Annotated in this window: 19 protein-coding genes; 12 read left to right on the plus strand and 7 right to left on the minus strand. The window is 60.2% G+C overall.

The annotated features are described in order from the left end of the window. Positions 1 to 107: 107 nt before the first annotated feature. The 4 genes from N2600_RS16965 to N2600_RS16980 form a co-directional block, all read right to left on the minus strand. Positions 108 to 380 (minus strand): hypothetical protein, encoded by a 273-nt coding sequence (locus N2600_RS16965; RefSeq protein ID WP_260296864.1) that lies wholly within the window; start codon positions 378 to 380, stop codon positions 108 to 110. Continuing rightward, positions 377 to 784 (minus strand): DUF2325 domain-containing protein, encoded by a 408-nt coding sequence (locus N2600_RS16970; RefSeq protein WP_018481661.1) that lies wholly within the window; start codon positions 782 to 784, stop codon positions 377 to 379. Before N2600_RS16970 ends, N2600_RS16965 begins: the two co-directional genes overlap by 4 nt. 110 nt (positions 785 to 894) lie before the next feature. Beyond that, positions 895 to 2,226, minus strand: coding sequence for a TonB C-terminal domain-containing protein (locus N2600_RS16975; protein ID WP_260296866.1), 1,332 nt, complete (start codon positions 2,224 to 2,226; stop codon positions 895 to 897). Between the two features lie 156 nt (positions 2,227 to 2,382). Then, positions 2,383 to 2,805, minus strand: coding sequence for a hypothetical protein (locus tag N2600_RS16980; protein ID WP_162117983.1), 423 nt, complete (start codon positions 2,803 to 2,805; stop codon positions 2,383 to 2,385). Between the two features lie 176 nt (positions 2,806 to 2,981). On the opposite strand from N2600_RS16980, the gene hemP reads away from it, so the two are divergent. The 7 genes from hemP to N2600_RS17015 all read left to right on the plus strand — a co-directional run bounded on the left by hemP (position 2,982) and on the right by N2600_RS17015 (position 8,025). Then, positions 2,982 to 3,164 carry a hemin uptake protein HemP gene (gene hemP, locus N2600_RS16985; protein ID WP_162118042.1) on the plus strand — a complete coding sequence of 61 codons (183 nt, stop codon included), beginning with the start codon at positions 2,982 to 2,984 and terminating at the stop codon, positions 3,162 to 3,164. 8 nt (positions 3,165 to 3,172) lie between these two features. Then, the gene (locus tag N2600_RS16990) at positions 3,173 to 4,222 is read left to right on the plus strand and encodes a hemin-degrading factor (protein WP_260296868.1); all 1,050 of its coding nucleotides are present in this window, start codon (positions 3,173 to 3,175) and stop codon (positions 4,220 to 4,222) included. An 11-nt stretch (positions 4,223 to 4,233) separates the two neighbouring features. After that, the gene (locus tag N2600_RS16995; RefSeq protein ID WP_260296870.1) at positions 4,234 to 5,163 is read left to right on the plus strand and encodes a heme/hemin ABC transporter substrate-binding protein; all 930 of its coding nucleotides are present in this window, start codon (positions 4,234 to 4,236) and stop codon (positions 5,161 to 5,163) included. Positions 5,164 to 5,165: 2 nt separating this feature from the next. Then, the gene (locus N2600_RS17000; RefSeq protein ID WP_222386755.1) at positions 5,166 to 6,278 is read left to right on the plus strand and encodes a FecCD family ABC transporter permease; all 1,113 of its coding nucleotides are present in this window, start codon (positions 5,166 to 5,168) and stop codon (positions 6,276 to 6,278) included. 49 nt (positions 6,279 to 6,327) lie between these two features. Continuing rightward, the gene (locus N2600_RS17005) at positions 6,328 to 7,122 is read left to right on the plus strand and encodes a heme ABC transporter ATP-binding protein (RefSeq protein ID WP_260298842.1); all 795 of its coding nucleotides are present in this window, start codon (positions 6,328 to 6,330) and stop codon (positions 7,120 to 7,122) included. Positions 7,123 to 7,269: 147 nt separating this feature from the next. Further along, the gene (locus tag N2600_RS17010) at positions 7,270 to 7,614 is read left to right on the plus strand and encodes a DUF883 family protein (protein ID WP_017965788.1); all 345 of its coding nucleotides are present in this window, start codon (positions 7,270 to 7,272) and stop codon (positions 7,612 to 7,614) included. A gap of 9 nt (positions 7,615 to 7,623) precedes the next feature. Then, positions 7,624 to 8,025, plus strand: coding sequence for a hypothetical protein (locus tag N2600_RS17015; RefSeq protein WP_260296871.1), 402 nt, complete (start codon positions 7,624 to 7,626; stop codon positions 8,023 to 8,025). A 256-nt stretch (positions 8,026 to 8,281) separates the two neighbouring features. Here the strand turns inward: N2600_RS17015 and N2600_RS17020 are convergent, their stop codons facing one another. Further along, positions 8,282 to 8,839: an RNA polymerase sigma factor gene (locus N2600_RS17020; protein ID WP_003542247.1), complete on the minus strand. Its 558-nt coding sequence runs from the start codon at positions 8,837 to 8,839 to the stop codon at positions 8,282 to 8,284. 11 nt (positions 8,840 to 8,850) lie between these two features. Then, on the minus strand, positions 8,851 to 9,057 hold the full coding sequence (locus tag N2600_RS17025; protein WP_017965790.1) for a NepR family anti-sigma factor: 207 nt from the start codon (positions 9,055 to 9,057) through the stop codon (positions 8,851 to 8,853). 366 nt (positions 9,058 to 9,423) lie between these two features. Here N2600_RS17025 and N2600_RS17030 point away from each other — a divergent pair, with 366 nt between their 5' ends. The 5 genes from N2600_RS17030 (at position 9,424) to treZ (ending at position 16,654) form a co-directional block, all read left to right on the plus strand. Then, a complete protein-coding gene (locus N2600_RS17030; protein ID WP_017965791.1) occupies positions 9,424 to 10,218 on the plus strand; it encodes a response regulator in 795 nt (264 codons plus the stop codon). Between the two features lie 192 nt (positions 10,219 to 10,410). Further along, the gene (locus N2600_RS17035; protein WP_017965792.1) at positions 10,411 to 11,406 is read left to right on the plus strand and encodes a sensor histidine kinase; all 996 of its coding nucleotides are present in this window, start codon (positions 10,411 to 10,413) and stop codon (positions 11,404 to 11,406) included. 409 nt (positions 11,407 to 11,815) lie between these two features. After that, positions 11,816 to 13,177 (plus strand): NAD(P)-dependent oxidoreductase, encoded by a 1,362-nt coding sequence (locus tag N2600_RS17040; RefSeq protein ID WP_260296872.1) that lies wholly within the window; start codon positions 11,816 to 11,818, stop codon positions 13,175 to 13,177. Positions 13,178 to 13,192: 15 nt separating this feature from the next. After that, positions 13,193 to 14,506 (plus strand): NAD-dependent dihydropyrimidine dehydrogenase subunit PreA, encoded by a 1,314-nt coding sequence (gene preA / locus N2600_RS17045; RefSeq protein ID WP_170262117.1) that lies wholly within the window; start codon positions 13,193 to 13,195, stop codon positions 14,504 to 14,506. Positions 14,507 to 14,665: 159 nt separating this feature from the next. After that, positions 14,666 to 16,654 carry a malto-oligosyltrehalose trehalohydrolase gene (gene treZ / locus N2600_RS17050; RefSeq protein ID WP_260296873.1) on the plus strand — a complete coding sequence of 663 codons (1,989 nt, stop codon included), beginning with the start codon at positions 14,666 to 14,668 and terminating at the stop codon, positions 16,652 to 16,654. On the opposite strand, the gene N2600_RS17055 is transcribed toward treZ, so the two are convergent. Continuing rightward, positions 16,651 to 17,487 carry an SIR2 family protein gene (locus tag N2600_RS17055; RefSeq protein ID WP_170262116.1) on the minus strand — a complete coding sequence of 279 codons (837 nt, stop codon included), beginning with the start codon at positions 17,485 to 17,487 and terminating at the stop codon, positions 16,651 to 16,653. The genes treZ and N2600_RS17055 overlap by 4 nt on opposite strands. Positions 17,488 to 17,557 lie beyond the last annotated feature (70 nt).

The raw sequence follows: 17,557 nt of genomic DNA on the forward strand, positions 1-17,557 counted from the left end.
CTCCTAAAGCATGTCGCGCAAAAGTGTGTAGCGGTTTTGCGACAACGACATGCGTAAAAACAAAGACCTAAAGTGCGATAAGCAAATCTGAAGGATTGCGACGCGCTTTAGACCTTCCTTTGGCCCGCTCTAGCCACACGCGAGGGAAAGGCGAGAACATTATCACCGCTTGCCGCCGCCAGGCCAAGCGGTCTTGTTGCCGCTTCTCCGGGCATACGCGCTTCCCAGGTCGGGAACAGCGTCACATTCTGGTAGATCTGCTGGCGTTCGGCATGCTGCTGGAAAAGTTCGTAGAGTTCGGGCACGAGGCCCTCGCCTGTCTGCGCGGCAAGCTTGTGCAGGCCGATCATGGTGAAGCCGTCGGGGCGCTGGTCGTTCATCGGGAATTGTCTCGTTCGTTCATCGTATGCAACGCACGCTCCAGGCTGGACTTGCTGCCGTTGCGAAGCGGGATGAAGGCCTTGCCGAACTTCTTGCAGCCGGTCTTCACGCGCAGGCAGGCATCGTGGCTGATACAGTCGATCGGGCAGAACACGCAGTCGACCGAGGGAAGGACGGTATCGATGCGGGAAACCGCTTCACGCAGCCCGCCGTCGTGATGAATGAGCTCGGCACCAAAATTGCTGCAGATCTGGCGAAGATGCGCCACCTGGCAGTCGCGTCCGCCGACATAGAGGAAACTGCGGCCATCCAATTTGGATCGCCCGGAGGACGCCTGGCCGGCGTCCTCGCCCGCGCTGTCGCGGACCTCCCGGTTCGAACCCTTCTTGCCCTTGCGAGCCATATGCCACCCGTTCGCTCGTTGATCGTCACACGATTCCTGCGTGTGCGAGCGGCACCTTATTAAACTTGATTTTTAGAGTAAAGTACAAAGTTGACTATTTTTATCATATTTTAACGAGCAGTGACTTGCACCGGAAAACTGTACGAGCGCGAGGATCCGGCCCAGCCATCCGGCATAGCGGGAAGATTACAGGCAGCGATCCGGGACATAACGGCACCGTCCACCTCGGCCAAGCCCGAACCTCGGATAAGCCCCGATGCGGTGATATCTCCGTTGCGGTTGATCGTGATGCGAACATTCAAATATGCAGAATCGCGACGATATCGCGATTCAATCCGGTCAACGCAACGGAACAGTCGCGAGACGATCTTGCCCTTGTAATTGGCTTCGGATGCACCGCCCGATTCACTCCTTCCGCCCGAGGTGCGTGAATTACTGTCGGAGTTAGCGTCTGCCTGCCCGTCCGCAGCGCCCTTGCGTGACTCCTGTTTGGCCTCTCCCTCTGAACCCTGTGCCTTCTTTGGGGGCTGCTTTCTTTCGACCGACTTCTTTTCCGCGGGCTTTCCCAGCTTCGGTTTTGGTTGTGGCGTGGCAATCTCTGCCGGCGCTTCCGGCTCGGGAGAAATCGCGGCCGCTTCGACGGGCTTGATCTCTTCCGACACGGATTGCGTCGCGGTTGCGGCGGGTGGTTCGGCGGATGTTGTCGGCATCTCCGGGGGTTGCTCCGGCACCACTGTCGACATTGGCTGCGCAACTGACGTTTCTGCAGGGATTTCCGATACGATTACCTCAGGTTCCACAGTCGTCACCGTCTCCGCTGACTGACGCGTCACCTCCTGCGTGGGCTGAACGGCCTCGACCGGCACAACATCAGTCCGCCGGACAGTTTCCGGTTGGAGGGCCTCCGGCTGTATTTCCGTTGTTTCCACTGGCTTGACCGTATCGGGTTCGACAGCTTCCGGAACAATTTCTTGCTGTATAGTCACCTCGGGCTCGCCGGCGGCGCTCTGATCGGCGTCAGAGCTGCCGAGCATTACGACGCTGATCGCTTCGCCTGCCTCCATCAGTGCCTCCTCCGGCGCCTTGGGGAACGCAATGATCAATGCAGCGGCCAGCGTCGCGTGGAAAATCAGCGAACTAACGCAGGCAAGCGCCACCCGTCGCCGCACCGGCGCCTTCTCGTCCTCCTGCTTTTCCACCGCCGCATCGATCGGCGGCGCAGAAACAGAGGCTGTCGATTCGGCTTCCGGATGTTCGGGAAAGGAGGATATCTGCGCGAACCGCGCATAGTGGACCACAGCCTCGCCGGCCGGCTGCCGCTGCACGCTGCGCAGGTCGGAAAGCTCATGGCCGGGATGCATGTTATTGTCGTTCAGACCGCCGTCAGCGTCCGGCTTCCCGATGACCACCTGTCTCGATCTGGTCTTCGCTGAAATTGCCATTTGTATGCCTCGGACAGCCTGAAACATGTCGGCCGGGGTTCATCCCCGGCGTATCCTCAAAGCGATTCCAGGAAAGGTGTGAAGCGGCTTTCCGTCCGGAATTGCGTAAAAAAACGGATAGAGCGGTTCAGCGCTTCCGTGAAAAGCTGAACCGCTCTACCCCTCGAAAGGAACGGAAATCTGCGAACGGGTGACGAGACCCTTCATGCATTCACCCGCCGCCGGGCCATCGCAGACCGGCGTGTCGTTGATGATGATACGCGTGACCGTCTCGCACTTCACATTCGGCATATCGAACTGGCGCACGCGCTTCTTGCCCTGCGGTAGATCGCGGAAGTCGAGCACGGTGATGCGGTCGACGGCATTCTTGTCGTTGAAGAAGGCGAGCTCGAAGGAGATCTTGTTGATCGGCGCCTGAAGATTGTTCTCGGCGATGAAGGTCATCATGCAGCCCTTTTGCGACGGCGCCAGAGCGTTGAGTTCGATATCGAGCTTGGCGGTTGCCGCATCCTGCGCCTGGCATACGCTTGAAACCGCCATCATCATGCCGGCCGCAACAGCCACAAACCTAACCGTCATCATCTTCTCCGCCATTGTCGCGAACCGCCGCCAGGCGGCTTCATATCAGCAATCTCAAAAACTTGACTGTATTAGTCTCCTATTGCATCTTTAAAAAACCATGAGTAAGAAAGTCAAGATAATTTTCATCACAACCGGGGATCCCGATCACCGGCCTCACGGAATTGCCAACCGAAATGATGGTTGAAAAGCCAGATAACTTTAAGCATGTGCCGCTGCAGAGCGAACCTGCAGCGCAGTACCGGATCGTCGAAAGCGCGGACCTTTTCCGCGGTACCAACGAGATCATGATAAGACACGACGGCTTGGTCTACCGCCTGAAGATCACCCGTCAGGGCAAGCTCATTCTCAATAAGTAGGGTAGGACATGACCGAACAGACAAGACCGGCGCCAGCCGAAATCCGCGCGTTTCGCGCTGACAATCCGAAGATGCGCGAGCGCGATATCGCCGCCCAGCTGAAGATTTCCGAGGCAGCCCTCGTCGCCGCCGAAACCGGCATCAGCGTGACCCGCATCGATGGCAGCGCGCTGAAGCTTCTCGAGCGCGTCGCCGGGCTCGGTGAAGTGATGGCGCTGTCGCGCAACGAAAGTGCCGTGCACGAGAAGATCGGCGTCTTCGAAAACATCAAGAGCGGCGCGCAGGCCGCGATCGTTCTCGGCGAGAACATCGACCTGCGCATCTTCCCGAGCCGCTGGGAGCATGGTTTCGCCGTATCCAAGAAGGATGGCGATCAGGAGCGCCTCAGCCTGCAATATTTCGACAAGGCCGGCAACGCCGTGCACAAGGTGCACCTGCGCGCGAGCTCGAATGTCGAGGCCTATCACGCGATCGTCGCCGAGTTGAAGTTGCAAGACCAGTCGCAGGAATTTGTCGAGGCTGAAACCTCGAACGCCGCCGATGAGACCGCCGACATCAGCCGTGACGAACTGCGCGACAACTGGAGCAAGCTCACCGATACGCATCAGTTCTTCGGCATGCTGAAGCGCCTGAAGATCGGCCGCCAGGCGGCCGTGCGCACTGTCGGCGACGACTATGCCTGGAAGCTCGACATCAGCGCCACGGCAGAGATGATGCATGCCTCTGTGAAATCTGGCCTGCCGATCATGTGCTTCGTCGCCAATGACGGCATCGTCCAGATCCATTCCGGCCCGATCTTCAACGTGCAGGCCATGGGTCCGTGGATTAATATCATGGACCCGAGCTTCCACCTGCATCTGCGCCAGGATCATATTGCCGAGACCTGGGCCGTGCGCAAGCCGACCACGGACGGCCACGTCACCTCGCTGGAGGCCTACAACGCCGAAGGCGAGATGATCATCCAGTTCTTCGGCAAGCGGCAGGAAGGTTCCGACGAACGCGCCGCATGGCGCGAGATCATGGAAAACCTGCCGCGGGCAGCAAGCGTGGCAGCATAAGGATCGCAACGATGACGATGCGTAACAATCTGCGCCGGATCCGTGCTTGGGAACTGGCCCTGACGGCGGCCGTCATGGCGCTGCCGCTGATCCCGATGGCGCCGACGGTCGAAGGCTTCGCCTTCATCCGCGCCGCCCATGCTGACGAAAAGAAGCTCGACACGTCGCGCCTGGTTTCGGTCGGCGGCGACATTACCGAGATCGTCTATGCGCTCGGAGAGGAAAGCCGGCTGATCGCCCGTGACACGACGAGCATGTATCCGGAGGCGGCGCTGAAGCTGCCCAACGTCGGCTACATGCGCGCGCTCTCGCCGGAAGGCATCCTCGCCATGAACCCGACGGCGATCATTGCCGTCGAAGGTTCAGGCCCGCAGGAGGCGCTGACCGTGCTGAAGAATGCCAGCGTGCCCTTCGAGACCGTGCCGAGCGCCTTTACCCGCGACGGCATCATCGCCAAGATCGACCGTGTCGGCACGCTGCTTGGCGTGCCCGACAAGGCCAAGGCGCTAGAAGAAAAGGTCGCAGCCGATCTCGACGCGATGATCGCCGACGCCGAGAAGCGCCCGAAGGCCGAGCGCAAGCGCGTTCTCTTCATCCTCAGCGCCCAGAACGGCCGGATCATGGCATCAGGCACCGGCACGGCCGCCGATGGCATCGTCAAGCTCGCCGGCGCCATCAACGCCGTTGGCGCATTCCCGGGTTACAAGCCGCTGACGGACGAGGCGCTTATCGAAGCCAAGCCCGACATCATCCTGATGATAAACCGCGGCGATGGCGCCGGCACCAAGAGCGAAGACCTGCTGGCTCAGCCGGCGATCGCGCTGACGCCGGCAGGCGAGAAGAAAGCGATCATCCGAATGGATGGCGTCTACCTGCTCGGCTTCGGCCCGCGCACTGCAGCCGCCGCGCGTCAGCTCAACACGGCGATCTACGGAGGCTGATCATGGCCCTGCCGCTTGCAATGACGGAACGAAGGCGACCATTCCCTATGCCGGACATCCGCGAAATCAGGCAGGCGGGCGACAGGACCCGGCTGGCCTTGCTGGTGATCGCGCTGCTCGTCGCCGGCTCGGTCTTCTCGATGCTGTTTTCGGTGACGACAGGCGCCTCGGATGCCTCGATCCTCGACGTCATCAGCAACATGGCCGGTTCCGAGATGGCGCTCAGTACGCGTGACCGGATCATCATCTTCGATATCCGCCTGCCAAGGGCGATCCTCGGCTTCTTGATCGGCGCCTCGCTTGCCGTCTCCGGTACGGTGATGCAAGGCCTGTTCCGCAATCCGCTGGCCGATCCCGGCCTCGTCGGCGTTTCCTCCGGTGCAAGCCTCGGCGCAGTCGCGATGATCGTACTCGGCAGCGGCATCGCTGCTCCGCTCCAGGTGCTTCTCGGCATCTACGCTCTGCCGGCGGCCGCCTTTGGCGGCGGCCTCGTCACGACGCTACTGCTCTACAGGATCGCCACCCATCGTGGCCAGACCTCGGTGGCGACGATGCTGCTTGCGGGCATCGCGCTCGGCGCACTCGCCCTCGCCATCACCGGGCTGCTGATCTACATGGCCAACGACCAGCAGCTGCGCGACCTGACCTTCTGGAGCATGGGTTCGCTTGCCGGCGCCACGTGGACGAAGATCGCCGCCGCCAGCCCGATCATCCTGTTGTCCTTCACCACCCTGCCCTTCATGGCCCGCGGCCTCAATGCCATCACGCTCGGCGAGGCGGCCGCCTTTCATATGGGCGTGCCGGTGCAGCGGCTGAAGAATGTCGCGATCGTCGGCGTCGCCGCGGCGACCGGCGCGTCCGTCGCTGTCAGCGGCGGCATCGGTTTCGTCGGGATCGTCGTGCCGCATATCCTGCGCATGGCGATCGGCCCCGATCATCGTTTCCTGCTGCCGACAGCAGCTCTTCTCGGCGGCTCCCTGCTGATCTTCGCGGACGTCCTGGCGCGCACCCTGGTCGCCCCGGCCGAGCTGCCGATCGGCATCATCACCGCGGCGGTCGGCGGGCCGTTCTTCCTGTGGATCCTGCTGAGGCAGCGTTCGCGCCTTGCCCTGTGAGTGACCCCGTGAGTGACCCCCGTGAGTGACCCCCGTGAGTGACATTGAGATGATCGAAATTTCCGGCGTCTCCGTGCGCCTTTCCAGCAAGACCATCATCAGCGACGTCACTTTCACGGCAAGAGCCGGCGAGCTGACGGCGATTGCCGGGCCGAACGGCTCCGGCAAGACGACGACGATGAAAGCCATCTCCGGCGAACTTGCCTATGGCGGCTCGGTGCGCATCGGCGGCGACGAGGTGAGGGCTCTGAAGCCCTGGCAGCTTGCTGCCGTTCGCGGTGTCCTGCCGCAGGCAAGCACGATCTCCTTTCCGTTCACCGTGCGCGAGATCGTCCGCATGGGCCTGACTTCGGGCCTCGACCTGCATCCCGACAAGGCCGAGCAGACGGCCGCCGCAGCACTTGCCTCCGTCGACTTGAGCCGCTTCGAAGGCCGTTTCTATCAGGAGCTCTCCGGCGGCGAGCAGCAGCGTGTGCAGCTTGCCCGCGTGCTCTGCCAGATCGCCGAACCCGTCGTCGACGGCAAGCCCTGCTGGCTGCTGCTCGACGAACCGGTCTCGAGCCTTGACATTAGCCACCAGCTGACCATCATGACGCTTGCCCGCAATTTCTGCGAACGTGGCGGCGGTGTCATCGCCGTCATGCACGATCTCAACCTGACGGCGCTCTTTGCCGACCGCATTGTGCTGATGAAATCCGGCCGACTCGCCGCCGCTGGCAGCATCCGCGAAGTGCTGACGAACGAAACGATGCTCTCGGTGTTCGGCTGCGCGCTGCGGATCAACCAGGTACCGTCAGACGGCACGCCCTTCGTGCTCGCCCACAGCGCCGTTTCGCGCTCCTGAGCACAGCGCGAGCGGAACTTTTGATCGCCCGGCACGTTTCCGGCATGATCTGGGTCAATGCCGAGCGATATCATTCATGCAACGGACGGTGGTGACCCTCGTGCGAAACAGGCGGGCTTGTGCGCGCCCCAGCCAATGGAGACAGCCATGAGCTATTCTATCTTCCAGTCCGGCCGCAGCCGCCGCAACGGCACCTTCCACAATCTGGAATCCGGCATCGAGGAACAGATCGAAGCGTTGCGCGACGAACTCGCAGAACTGACGCGCCTCGTTGGCAAGAGTTCGCGCCACCAGGGTGAGAAAATCCGTAGTCAGGCCGGCGCCGGCTATGAGGAACTGCTCGGCCGCAGCGAGGATCTGCTGCGCGAATTGCAGCACGGCTATGAGCGTGGAGCGACGGAAATGCGGGAGACGGTGCGCAAGCATCCCTTAGCGACCATCGGCGCTGCAGCCGCTTTCGGCCTTGCCATCGCCTTCCTCGCCCGGCGCTGAGGAAGCGCGATGCTCTTCTCGATCCTCGGCCTGCTGACGGGCGCAAGCGTGCACCGAACCGTTGCGCGCGCCAAGCGCAATGGCATCTTCATTGCGTTTGCCGTGCTCTTCCTCCTTACTGCCTACGCGCTGGCTGTTACCGCCGGCGCCATCTGGCTCGCCGGCATATATGGCCCGGTCGGCGCTGCTCTTTTCCTGACCGCCTGCGCGCTGCTGATCGCCATCATCGCGCTGGTGGTAATGTCGATCATCAACGCCCGGGAAGCCCGCCGCACCCGGGAACGCCGCGCGGCGCTGGAATCGCTGGCAACGGTCGGGCTCGGCCTTATCCGCGCCCAGCCGCTCCTGACCGCCGGTGTTTTGGCGGCAATTGTCGCAGCCAATCTGGTGGGATCGAAGCGCGAGGATTGATTGAGGAGACGGCAACAGGCGGCGGCCCCTCACCCTAGCCCTCTCCCCGTAAAAACGGGAAGAGGGGACGCGCCATACGAGACGCGAGAGAGGGGCGGAGAGGTTGCGGCATATCCCCTTCGCCCCGTTTACGGGGAGAAGGTGGCGGCAGCCGGATGAGGGGCGGATCCACAATCATATCAATGATATAGTCGACAACGCAAAAAAGCCCGCTCCCCGACGGGCGACCGGCTTGCCTTCCCAAATGTAACTCTTGTCAGAATGCGAAGGCCTTCGACGTCAGCGGCGCCGAGGTGGCGTCGGGGCCGAAATCGGCCTCGCCTGATATCTGCAGCAACTCCTGCAGCCGCTGCCGGGCTCGGTTGACGCGGCTCTTGATGGTACCCACGGCACAGCCGCAGATTTCGGCCGCCTCCTCGTAGGAAAAACCCGAGGCGCCGACGAGGATGATTGCCTCGCGTTGATCCGGCGGCAGCTGGTCGAGCGCCTTCTTGAAGTCCTGCAGATCGAGCGCGCCATATTGCGAGGGGTGCATCGCCATCGATTCAGTGAACAGCCCGTCGCTGTCCTGCACTTCGCGACCGCTCTTGCGCATCTGGCTGTAGAGTTCGTTGCGCAGGATCGTAAACAGCCAGGCCTTCATATTGGTGCCCATCTCGAAATGATCCTGTTTGGCCCAGGCTTTCATGATGGTGTCCTGGACGAGATCGTCGGCACGGTCGTGCCGCCCGATGAGCGAGATCGCGAAGGCGCGAAGACTTGGGAGTGCCGCCAGCAGTTCCCGCTTGAAGCTGGGTTGCGATTTGTCTTCCATGCGGCGAGATCCTATTCGGCCATCTTGGCAGAAGCCATCATTTCAGCATGGTCGAGCTTTTCGAGAAGGTCGAGAAAACGATCGGGGATCGCCTCACCCTGTGCGGCCGCATAAAGCGACCGCAGCCTGACGCCGATCTGATTGTTCGGGTCCAGGATGTCGCTCGCCCGCAGCTCCAGCTTTCGCTGATCGGCTGCTTCTTTCTTGCGTGTAGTCATCAATTCGTCTTCTCGCCGGTTGTCTGTCCAGAGTATGATGCCGAAAAGTGTGGGCGGTTTTCGGATGACATCATGCCCTAACTTTCTAATTTAGAACAGGATTCGGATTTTAGGCCGACCCGGCCGAAAATCATCCTGTTCTAGGGGGCGTGGATGGGATCAATCACGATTTCAACCAGCGACATCGAACGTTCGATCGATATCGCTGGTATTTGCCGCTGCATGGGTCAAAACGCTACGCCCTTTCTTCGTCGGCTGGAATAATGCGGCGCGACGAAAAAAGTTCCTGTCATTCCGGAACTTTTTTATGAAGGCAGCGTTAACCGCTCATTGAAGCCAATGCCGGTCTGCATTCAGGAGCCATTAATGACACTTTCTACTCGAATTGCGCCGCACCTTCCTTATCTGCGCCGCTATTCCCGCGCCCTTACCGGCACTCAGACTTCGGGCGACGCTTACGTCGCCGCCGTTCTCGAAGCCATCATCGCCGATCTGTCGATTTTCCCGGATACGGCGAATGACCGGGTCGCACTCTACAAACTGTTCACGCAACTGTTTGGTTCCACCGCAGTCCAGATTCCGGAGCCGACCTCGCCCTATGCCTGGGAGCAACGCGCCACGCTGAACCTTTCCAAGGTTTCGCCGCGCGCCCGTCAGGCCTTCCTGCTCGCCTCCGTGGAGAATTTCCGCGTCGCTGAAATTGCCGAAATCCTGGAAACCGAGGAGCAGGATGTCGTGCAGCTGCTCGACGTAGCGTCGCAGGAGATCTCCCGTCAGGTCGCAACCGATATCATGATCATCGAGGACGAACCGCTGATCGCCATGGATATCGAGCAGATGGTCGAGAGCCTCGGCCATCGCGTCACCGGCATTGCCCGTACGCATGCCGAGGCCGTGGCGCTCTACAATAAGACCAAGCCGAGCATGGTGCTGGCCGACATTCAGCTTGCCGACGGCAGCTCCGGTATCGACGCAGTCAACGACATCCTCAAGACGTCGAGCGTGCCGGTGATCTTCATCACCGCTTTCCCGGAACGCCTTCTGACCGGCGAGCGCCCGGAACCGACTTTCCTTGTCACCAAGCCCTTCAATCCGGACATGGTCAAGGCACTGATCAGCCAGGCTCTTTTCTTCAATGAATCGACCAGAGTGGCCGCCTGAGACGTAATTTTCCGGCTTTCGGAACCAAATCGCCAAAACAGGCGTTCCGGTGCTACCGGGACGCTCCGATGGCTTTAACGGTTTTTGCAGCGCTTTGTTCTAGAGTTGGCAGGCGCTGTATGGAAGGGCGCTCCCTTCAGCGACGGTCAAGATGTCACAAGGAAAGGCGGCCGAGTGAATACGACTGAACCATTGTCCGGCATGCCTTTTACCTTCGAAGGCAAAGCCGCAATGATGGAGCGCGCGCTCGGCAGCGCCGGGGTTTCGATCCTCTGCCAGGATGCTCGACTGTCGATCTTCTACGTCGAAAATCTGCCGCCGCATTTCGCGGCGCTCTTTATGCCCGGCGGCAGCGACGCCGCCCTTTTCGGCGAGGCCCATGGGCGATATCTGACAGCGCTGAAACACAAGGTCCTGGAAACCGGCATTCCCAACAATGCTGAAGTCGAAATCGATGTCGACGGCGAAAGGCGCACTTATGAACTGAAGATCCAGCGCACCGGCGAACGCAGCGCACATGGACTTCTGTCCGTCATGACTGAAGTCACCGAAAGCCGGCATCGGGAAAAAGTTCTGAAATCGCTGCTGCGCGAGCTCTCACACCGCTCGAAGAACCTTCTCGCCATCATCCAGGGCATTGCCACGCAGACGGCGCGCAACACGCTCTCTCTCGACAGCTTCCTCCTCAAGTTCCGCGGGCGGCTGCAATCGCTTTCCAATTCGCAGGACCTGATCACGGATTCGAGCTGGCGCGGCGCCTACCTCTTCGAACTCGCCGAAAAGCAATTCGCCCCCTATTGGCCGGAGACGGCCGGCTCCATGCCGATCTATGGCATCAACGCTCATCTGACACCGAATGCCGCCGTGCACCTCGGGCTCGCCCTCCACGAACTCATCGTCAATTCCGCCTCATTCGGCGCAATATCAGGCGGCGCCGCCTCCATCACGCTGAATTGCCGCGAAGCCATGATCAACGACAGGAGGGCGATCGAAGTTGCCTGGGCGGAAGTTCTGCATGATCAGTCGGAAGTCCACGAATTCAGCGACAACAGCTTCGGCCGCACTGTGCTGGAGCGTGTCGTGCCTTCATCGGTCAATGGCAAAGCGGAGTTGAACCTCGTTCCCGGCCGCATCGAGTACCGTCTGACCATTCCGGAAACCGAATTCGAGATCTTCAAGCGGGTGTGAAAAGCCCTGGAGACAGCCGAGGACGAAAAACAGCTGGTGCGAGGGCGGCGCACCAGCTGTCTTCACTCACCGGGAGGGGACCGTGAGTACGTCCGGATAGTGGGTTGGGGGCGCGCATGTTGGGTCGATGCGATCACCATCCGGATATCGCAATAACGACGACCTCAAACTTTGGTTCCCTGCCATCCGAAAAAAAATTCGACTTTTTTGAATCTTTTTTCGGATGCCCTTCCCTCATCACGCGCTCAGCCGTTTCACCGATTTAGGTCGAATAAATTTTCTCAGCAAAAACAGAGGATTACTTGCGAGTCAGCAAGGGAAAATCGTCAAAATTTTACCGTTTGATAAATTTTTAAACCTGAGTTACGCTTTCCCTCACAGGCCGTTTACCAATAATGAGGGAACTTCAATGGAACGACTGGAAACCGGGATTCATCCCGGCCGGCTTTCGCCCGCCGAGTATGAGGCTAATTTTTCCGATCTTCATCCGCGCCTCGATAATCATGAGGCGCTGGTCGCCGCTGACCGCTGTTATTTCTGTTATGACGCGCCATGCATGACGGCCTGTCCCACCTCGATCGACATTCCGCTGTTCATCCGCCAGATTTCGACCGGCAATCCGATCGGCTCGGCAAAGACGATCTTCGACCAGAACATCCTCGGCGGCATGTGCGCCCGCGTCTGTCCCACCGAAGAACTCTGTGAACAGGCCTGTGTGCGCAACACGGCTGAAGAGCGGCCGGTCGAGATCGGCCGCCTGCAGCGTTATGCCACCGATGCCGCCATGCAGGCCGACAAGCAATTCTATGCCAGGGCCGAGCCGACCGGAAAGACGATCGCCGTTGTCGGCGCCGGCCCGGCCGGCCTTGCCGCCGCCCATCGCCTGGCCGTGAATGGCCATTCCGTCGTCATCTATGATGCCAGGGAAAAATCCGGCGGTCTCAACGAATACGGTATCGCCACTTACAAGACCGTCGACGACTTCGCCCAGAAGGAAGTCGATTACGTCCTTTCGATCGGCGGTATCGAGGTTCGGCATGGCCAGTGTCTCGGCCGCGATTTTTCACTTTCCGATCTGCAGGCGCAATATGACGGCGTCTTCCTCGGTATCGGCCTTGCCGGCGTTAACGCGCTACGCATCGAGGGCGAAAACCTTGCAGGCGTCGACGACGCCGTCGATTTCATCGCCGCACTCCGCCAAGCCGAAGACAAGGGCGAAATCGCCATCGGCCGCCGCGTCGTCGTCCTTGGCGGCGGCATGACGGCGATCGACGCCGCCGTGCAGGCAAAGCTGCTCGGTGCCGAGGAGGTGACGATCTGTTACCGCCGCGGCAAGGAGCACATGAACGCCTCCGAATTCGAACAGGATCTGGCAAGCTCCAAGGGCGTCATCATCCGCCACTGGCTGGCGCCGAAATCGATCCTGTCGCAGGACGGCAAAGTCGCCGCGATCGAAGTGGAATATACCAAAATCCTCGATGGCCGTCTCGTCGGCACCGGCGAGACCGGTGTGATTGCCGCCGACCAGATCTTCAAGGCGATCGGCCAGAGCTTTGACGCCTCTGGTCTCGGTTCGCTGCGCATGGAATCCGGCCGCATCGCTGTCGATGGCGAAGGCCATACCTCGCTCGACGGCGTCTGGGCCGGCGGCGACTGCGTCTTCGGCGGCGACGATCTCACGGTTTCCGCCGTCGCCCACGGTCGCGATGCGGCTGAATCCATCCATCGTGCCCTCACCGCAGCAGCCGCTCCGGCTGTCGCGGTTGCCTAAAGGGGAGAATGAACAATGGCTGATCTCCGTAATAATTTTGTCGGCATCAAGTCCCCGAACCCATTCTGGCTGGCGTCTGCGCCGCCGACCGACAAGGCCTACAATGTCGAGCGCGCCTTCAAGGCCGGCTGGGGCGGCGTGGTCTGGAAGACGCTGGGCGAGGAAGGCCCGCCCGTCGTCAACGTCAACGGCCCGCGCTACGGCGCGATCTGGGGCGCCGACCGCCGCCTGCTCGGTTTGAACAATATCGAGCTCATCACCGACCGCGACCTCTACACCAACCTGCGCGAAATGAAGCAGGTGAAGATGAACTGGCCGGACCGGGCACTGATCGCCTCGATCATGGTACCTTGCGAGGAAGAGGCCTGGAAGGCGATCCTGCCCTTGGTCGAAGAAACCGGCGCCGACGGCATCGAGCTCAATTTCGGCTGTCCGCACGGCATGTCGGAGCGCGGCATGGGTTCCGCGGTCGGTCAGGTGCCGGAATATATCGAGATGGTCGTGCGCTGGTGCAAGCAGTACACCCGCATGCCCGTCATCACCAAGCTCACGCCCAACATCACCGATGTCCGCCGCCCCGCCCGCGCCGCCAAGGCCGGCGGCACCGATGCCGTCTCGCTGATCAACACGATCAATTCGATCGTCTCCGTCGATCTCGACAACTTCGCCCCTAACCCGACGGTCGGCGGCAAGGGCAGCCATGGTGGTTATTGCGGCCCGGCGGTAAAGCCGATCGCGCTCAACATGGTGGCCGAGATCGCCCGCGATCCCGAAACCTATGGCCTGCCGATCTCGGGCATCGGCGGCATCACCACCTGGCGGGACGCTGCCGAATTCCTCGTGCTCGGCGCCGGCAACGTCCAGGTCTGCACCGCGGCGATGACTTACGGCTTCAAGATCGTCCAGGAGATGATCACCGGCCTCTCCGACTGGATGGACGAAAAAGGCCACCGCAGCCTCGACGACATTACCGGCCGCGCCGTGCCCAACGTCACCGACTGGCAGTATCTGAACCTCAACTACATCGCCAAGGCCAAGATCGATCAGGACGCCTGCATCAAATGCGGCCGCTGCTACATCGCCTGCGAGGACACCTCGCACCAGGCGATCACCAACTTCGTCGATGGCGCTCGCCATTTCGAGGTGATGGATGAGGAATGCGTCGGCTGCAATCTCTGCGTCAGCGTCTGTCCGGTTGAGAACTGCATCACCATGGAGCAGCTTCCCGCCGGCGCCCTCGACAAACGCACCGGCCGGGTTGTCGACCCCAACTATGCCAACTGGACCACGCATCCGAACAACCCAATGGCGCGCCAGGCGGCGGAGTGATGGAGCTTCAACGCCACGGGCAAGCTCGGTCCGCGGCATTGCGCTGCACCGCAAATGCAAGTTTCGGGCTTGATGGATGGGCCCGAAAGCTGGCGAAAGGCGATTACGGGAACATCATAAGGCTGCCGAAGTTAGCGCAGGCGATTCCACGAGAGAGCCATGCACGACCACTCAAGCAGCGAAGAGTCGAAATCGAAGCCTCGCAGTTGGAGCCGACGCTCCCCGATCGGAGCGGAGGTTGATGCCGGCGGCGTTTCGTTCCGAGTATGGGCCCCTGCCAGAGAACGCTGTTTCCTCGTGATCGAGGGAAATTCCGAACATAAGATGACGGCGGAGGACGGCGGCTACTTCTGCCTGTATCTGCCCGGTTTGGATGTAGGAACGCGATACCAGTTTCACTTTGGAGACGCGGATGATCTTCTTGCCGATCCTGCCTCGCGTTTTCAGCCAGATGGTCCATCGGGGCAATCAGTCGTCGTAGATCCGGCGCGGTATCAGTGGAGTGATTACGACTGGCAAGGAATGCCCGCCTTCGGAGCTGCTCTCTACGAGATGCACATCGGCACCTTCACAAGGGAAGGTACCTTTGCGGCAGCCCGGGAAAAGCTGGAAAGACTTCGCGCACTCGGCATCAACTGCCTGGAAGTAATGCCCATCAATGAGTTTGAAGGCGAATTCGGCTGGGGCTACGACGGAACATTGCTCTATGCTCCGACGCGGCTCTATGGAACACCGGATGATGTGCGCGCTTTCGTCGACGAAGCCCACCGGATCGGCATCGGGGTGATCCTCGACGTGGTCTACAACCACTTCGGTGTCGGCGAGCGGTTTTCTGAATTCACGCCCGACTATTTCACGGAGCGGTACTCGAACGAATGGGGCAAGGCGATCAACTTCGACGGTCCGAACAGCCACGGTGTTCGGGAATATATAGCAAAGAACGCGGCCTACTGGATCGACGAATTCCATTTCGATGGACTGCGTATCGATGCAACGCAGGCGTTGTTCGACTCAAGCCACGAACACATCGTCACGGTCATTGCTAGGGAAGCTCGAGCAGCAGCGGGACAGCGGCAGATCTATCTCGTGAGCGAAAATGAGCCGCAGCAAAGCGAAATGGTGCGGCCGGAGAGCGCGGGAGGGCATGGGCTGAACGCCTTATGGAACGATGATTTCCACCGCTCCGCGACAGTGGCGCTGACCGGCCGCAACGAAGCCTATTATCATGATCACCGCGGTACGGCCCAGGAACTCGTTTCTGCCGCCAAATATGGCTGCCTGTTTCAGGGGCAGCGATATGATTGGCAGGATAAACCGCGCGGAACGGCTGGGCTCGACCTCAAGCCGTGGAATTTCGTGCACTTCCTCCAGAATCACGACCAAGTCGCCAATTCCGGCACGGGCGCCAGGATCGGCCACCTAACATCGCCAGCCCGTCTTCGGGCCATGACGGCGCTGCAACTGCTGGGGCCGCAGACGCCCATGCTCTTTCAGGGACAGGAATTTGGTGCCTCTTCTCCGTTTTATTATTTCGCAGATCACGCTGGAGAAATCGCCGACATGGTCCGGCAGGGGCGGCGCAGTTTCCTCAGCCAATTCCCGAACCTGAGGGATGAAGAGCTCATCAGACAGATGGCGGATCCGTGTGCTCGCACGACGTTTGAGAAGGTGAAGCTCGATTGGGCCGAATGGGAGAGAAACGCGGCAGTCGTGCTGCTTCATCGCGACCTGCTGAATCTTCGTCAGACGAACAAGGCATTTTCTCGCCAAGCTTGCGCTCGTGACGGCCAAATGGACGGTAATGTTTTGTCCAGCTCCGCCTTCCTCCTGAGGTTCTTCGCGGAGAAGCCGTCGGACGAAAGAATATTGTTGATCAACTTCGGCAATGACCTCGTGATCGATAGTCTGCCGGATCCGCTTTTTGCGCCGCCGGAAGCTCACCAATGGCATCTCTCTTGGTCAAGTGAAGATGCCGCCTACGGTGGCAGTGGACGCCGCCCATATGATTTTTGGAAGCGTTGGGTATTGAACGGGGATATTGCTCTGGTCGTCGCCCCCTTTAAACTCCAGAACCGGCAAAACGTCTCAGCAATGCCAATTGAGGACTGGCAAGCCGGCATCTTGCGAGCCGGGGACCCTAGCACTTAACTGCCGGCATTCGATTTTCGTCGTTGAAGCAGACGTTCGAGAAAATGAGAGAGGGAGTCGCCTGAACTCTCGCCATCGCCGCTGAGGACGGTAACGCCCCACCTCTTCAGAACATGCACCTGAACCTCGGTCGGCTCGTGCATGAAGAGAAATAGCGGCGGCCGGTGTCGGTCTAGTCCGGTCCGCCGCCATGTCGACCACAGGTGATGGAGCAAAAAGCGAATGTTCAGATCGGACATGCTGTAGCCGACAAACAGCAATGTCGAGGCGAAGGCATCGCTCCTGAATTTTATGTCCAAAGGAGCGTCAAACGATAGGCGATCGAAGTAATCCGACTCTGTCAGCACCAGTGTGTCCGGATCGGAGAAGTCGCCGTGGTATTTGACGATTTGAGTTTCGCCGACTGGCGCGGTCGCCATATCTTTCGCGCTTGTGATCCGTGTGAATGGCCGCCCGAACGCCTCATAGGAGATTTCGAGATTTGCATCGTAATTTGTGGTGTACACGAGAGGAAAGTCCAATTCGACGATGAGCCTATGCAGCTCGGAGTTCTCAAGTTGCTCAGGCAAGATCTGCCACTCGCGTTTCATCCATTCGACCAACTGAGACAACGAGCCGTGCTTCAAACGGTAATATTCGGCAATTTCCTGATAGGTTGCGCCGTGCGTGGCGGCGAACGACGAAGGCAGGCCGAGATCCATCAGCATATGATCGATGAGACAGCTCCATGAGGGCAGGCCGACGTTCATCGATATTCCTGCACCAACGAACAAAACGGCCTGCCGGCGTTCAATCGCGGTGGCAATCGCCGATATTTGTTTGTCGTGTGGCACGCATCCTCCTGACTACCGTAAGACCGAACGTCGTCTGGAGAGACTTGTTTCTGTGCGGTAGCGCACTCGG

The organism is Rhizobium sp. WSM1274, from assembly GCF_025200775.1.
GTDB classification, from domain to species: Bacteria; Pseudomonadota; Alphaproteobacteria; order Rhizobiales; family Rhizobiaceae; genus Rhizobium; species Rhizobium leguminosarum_I.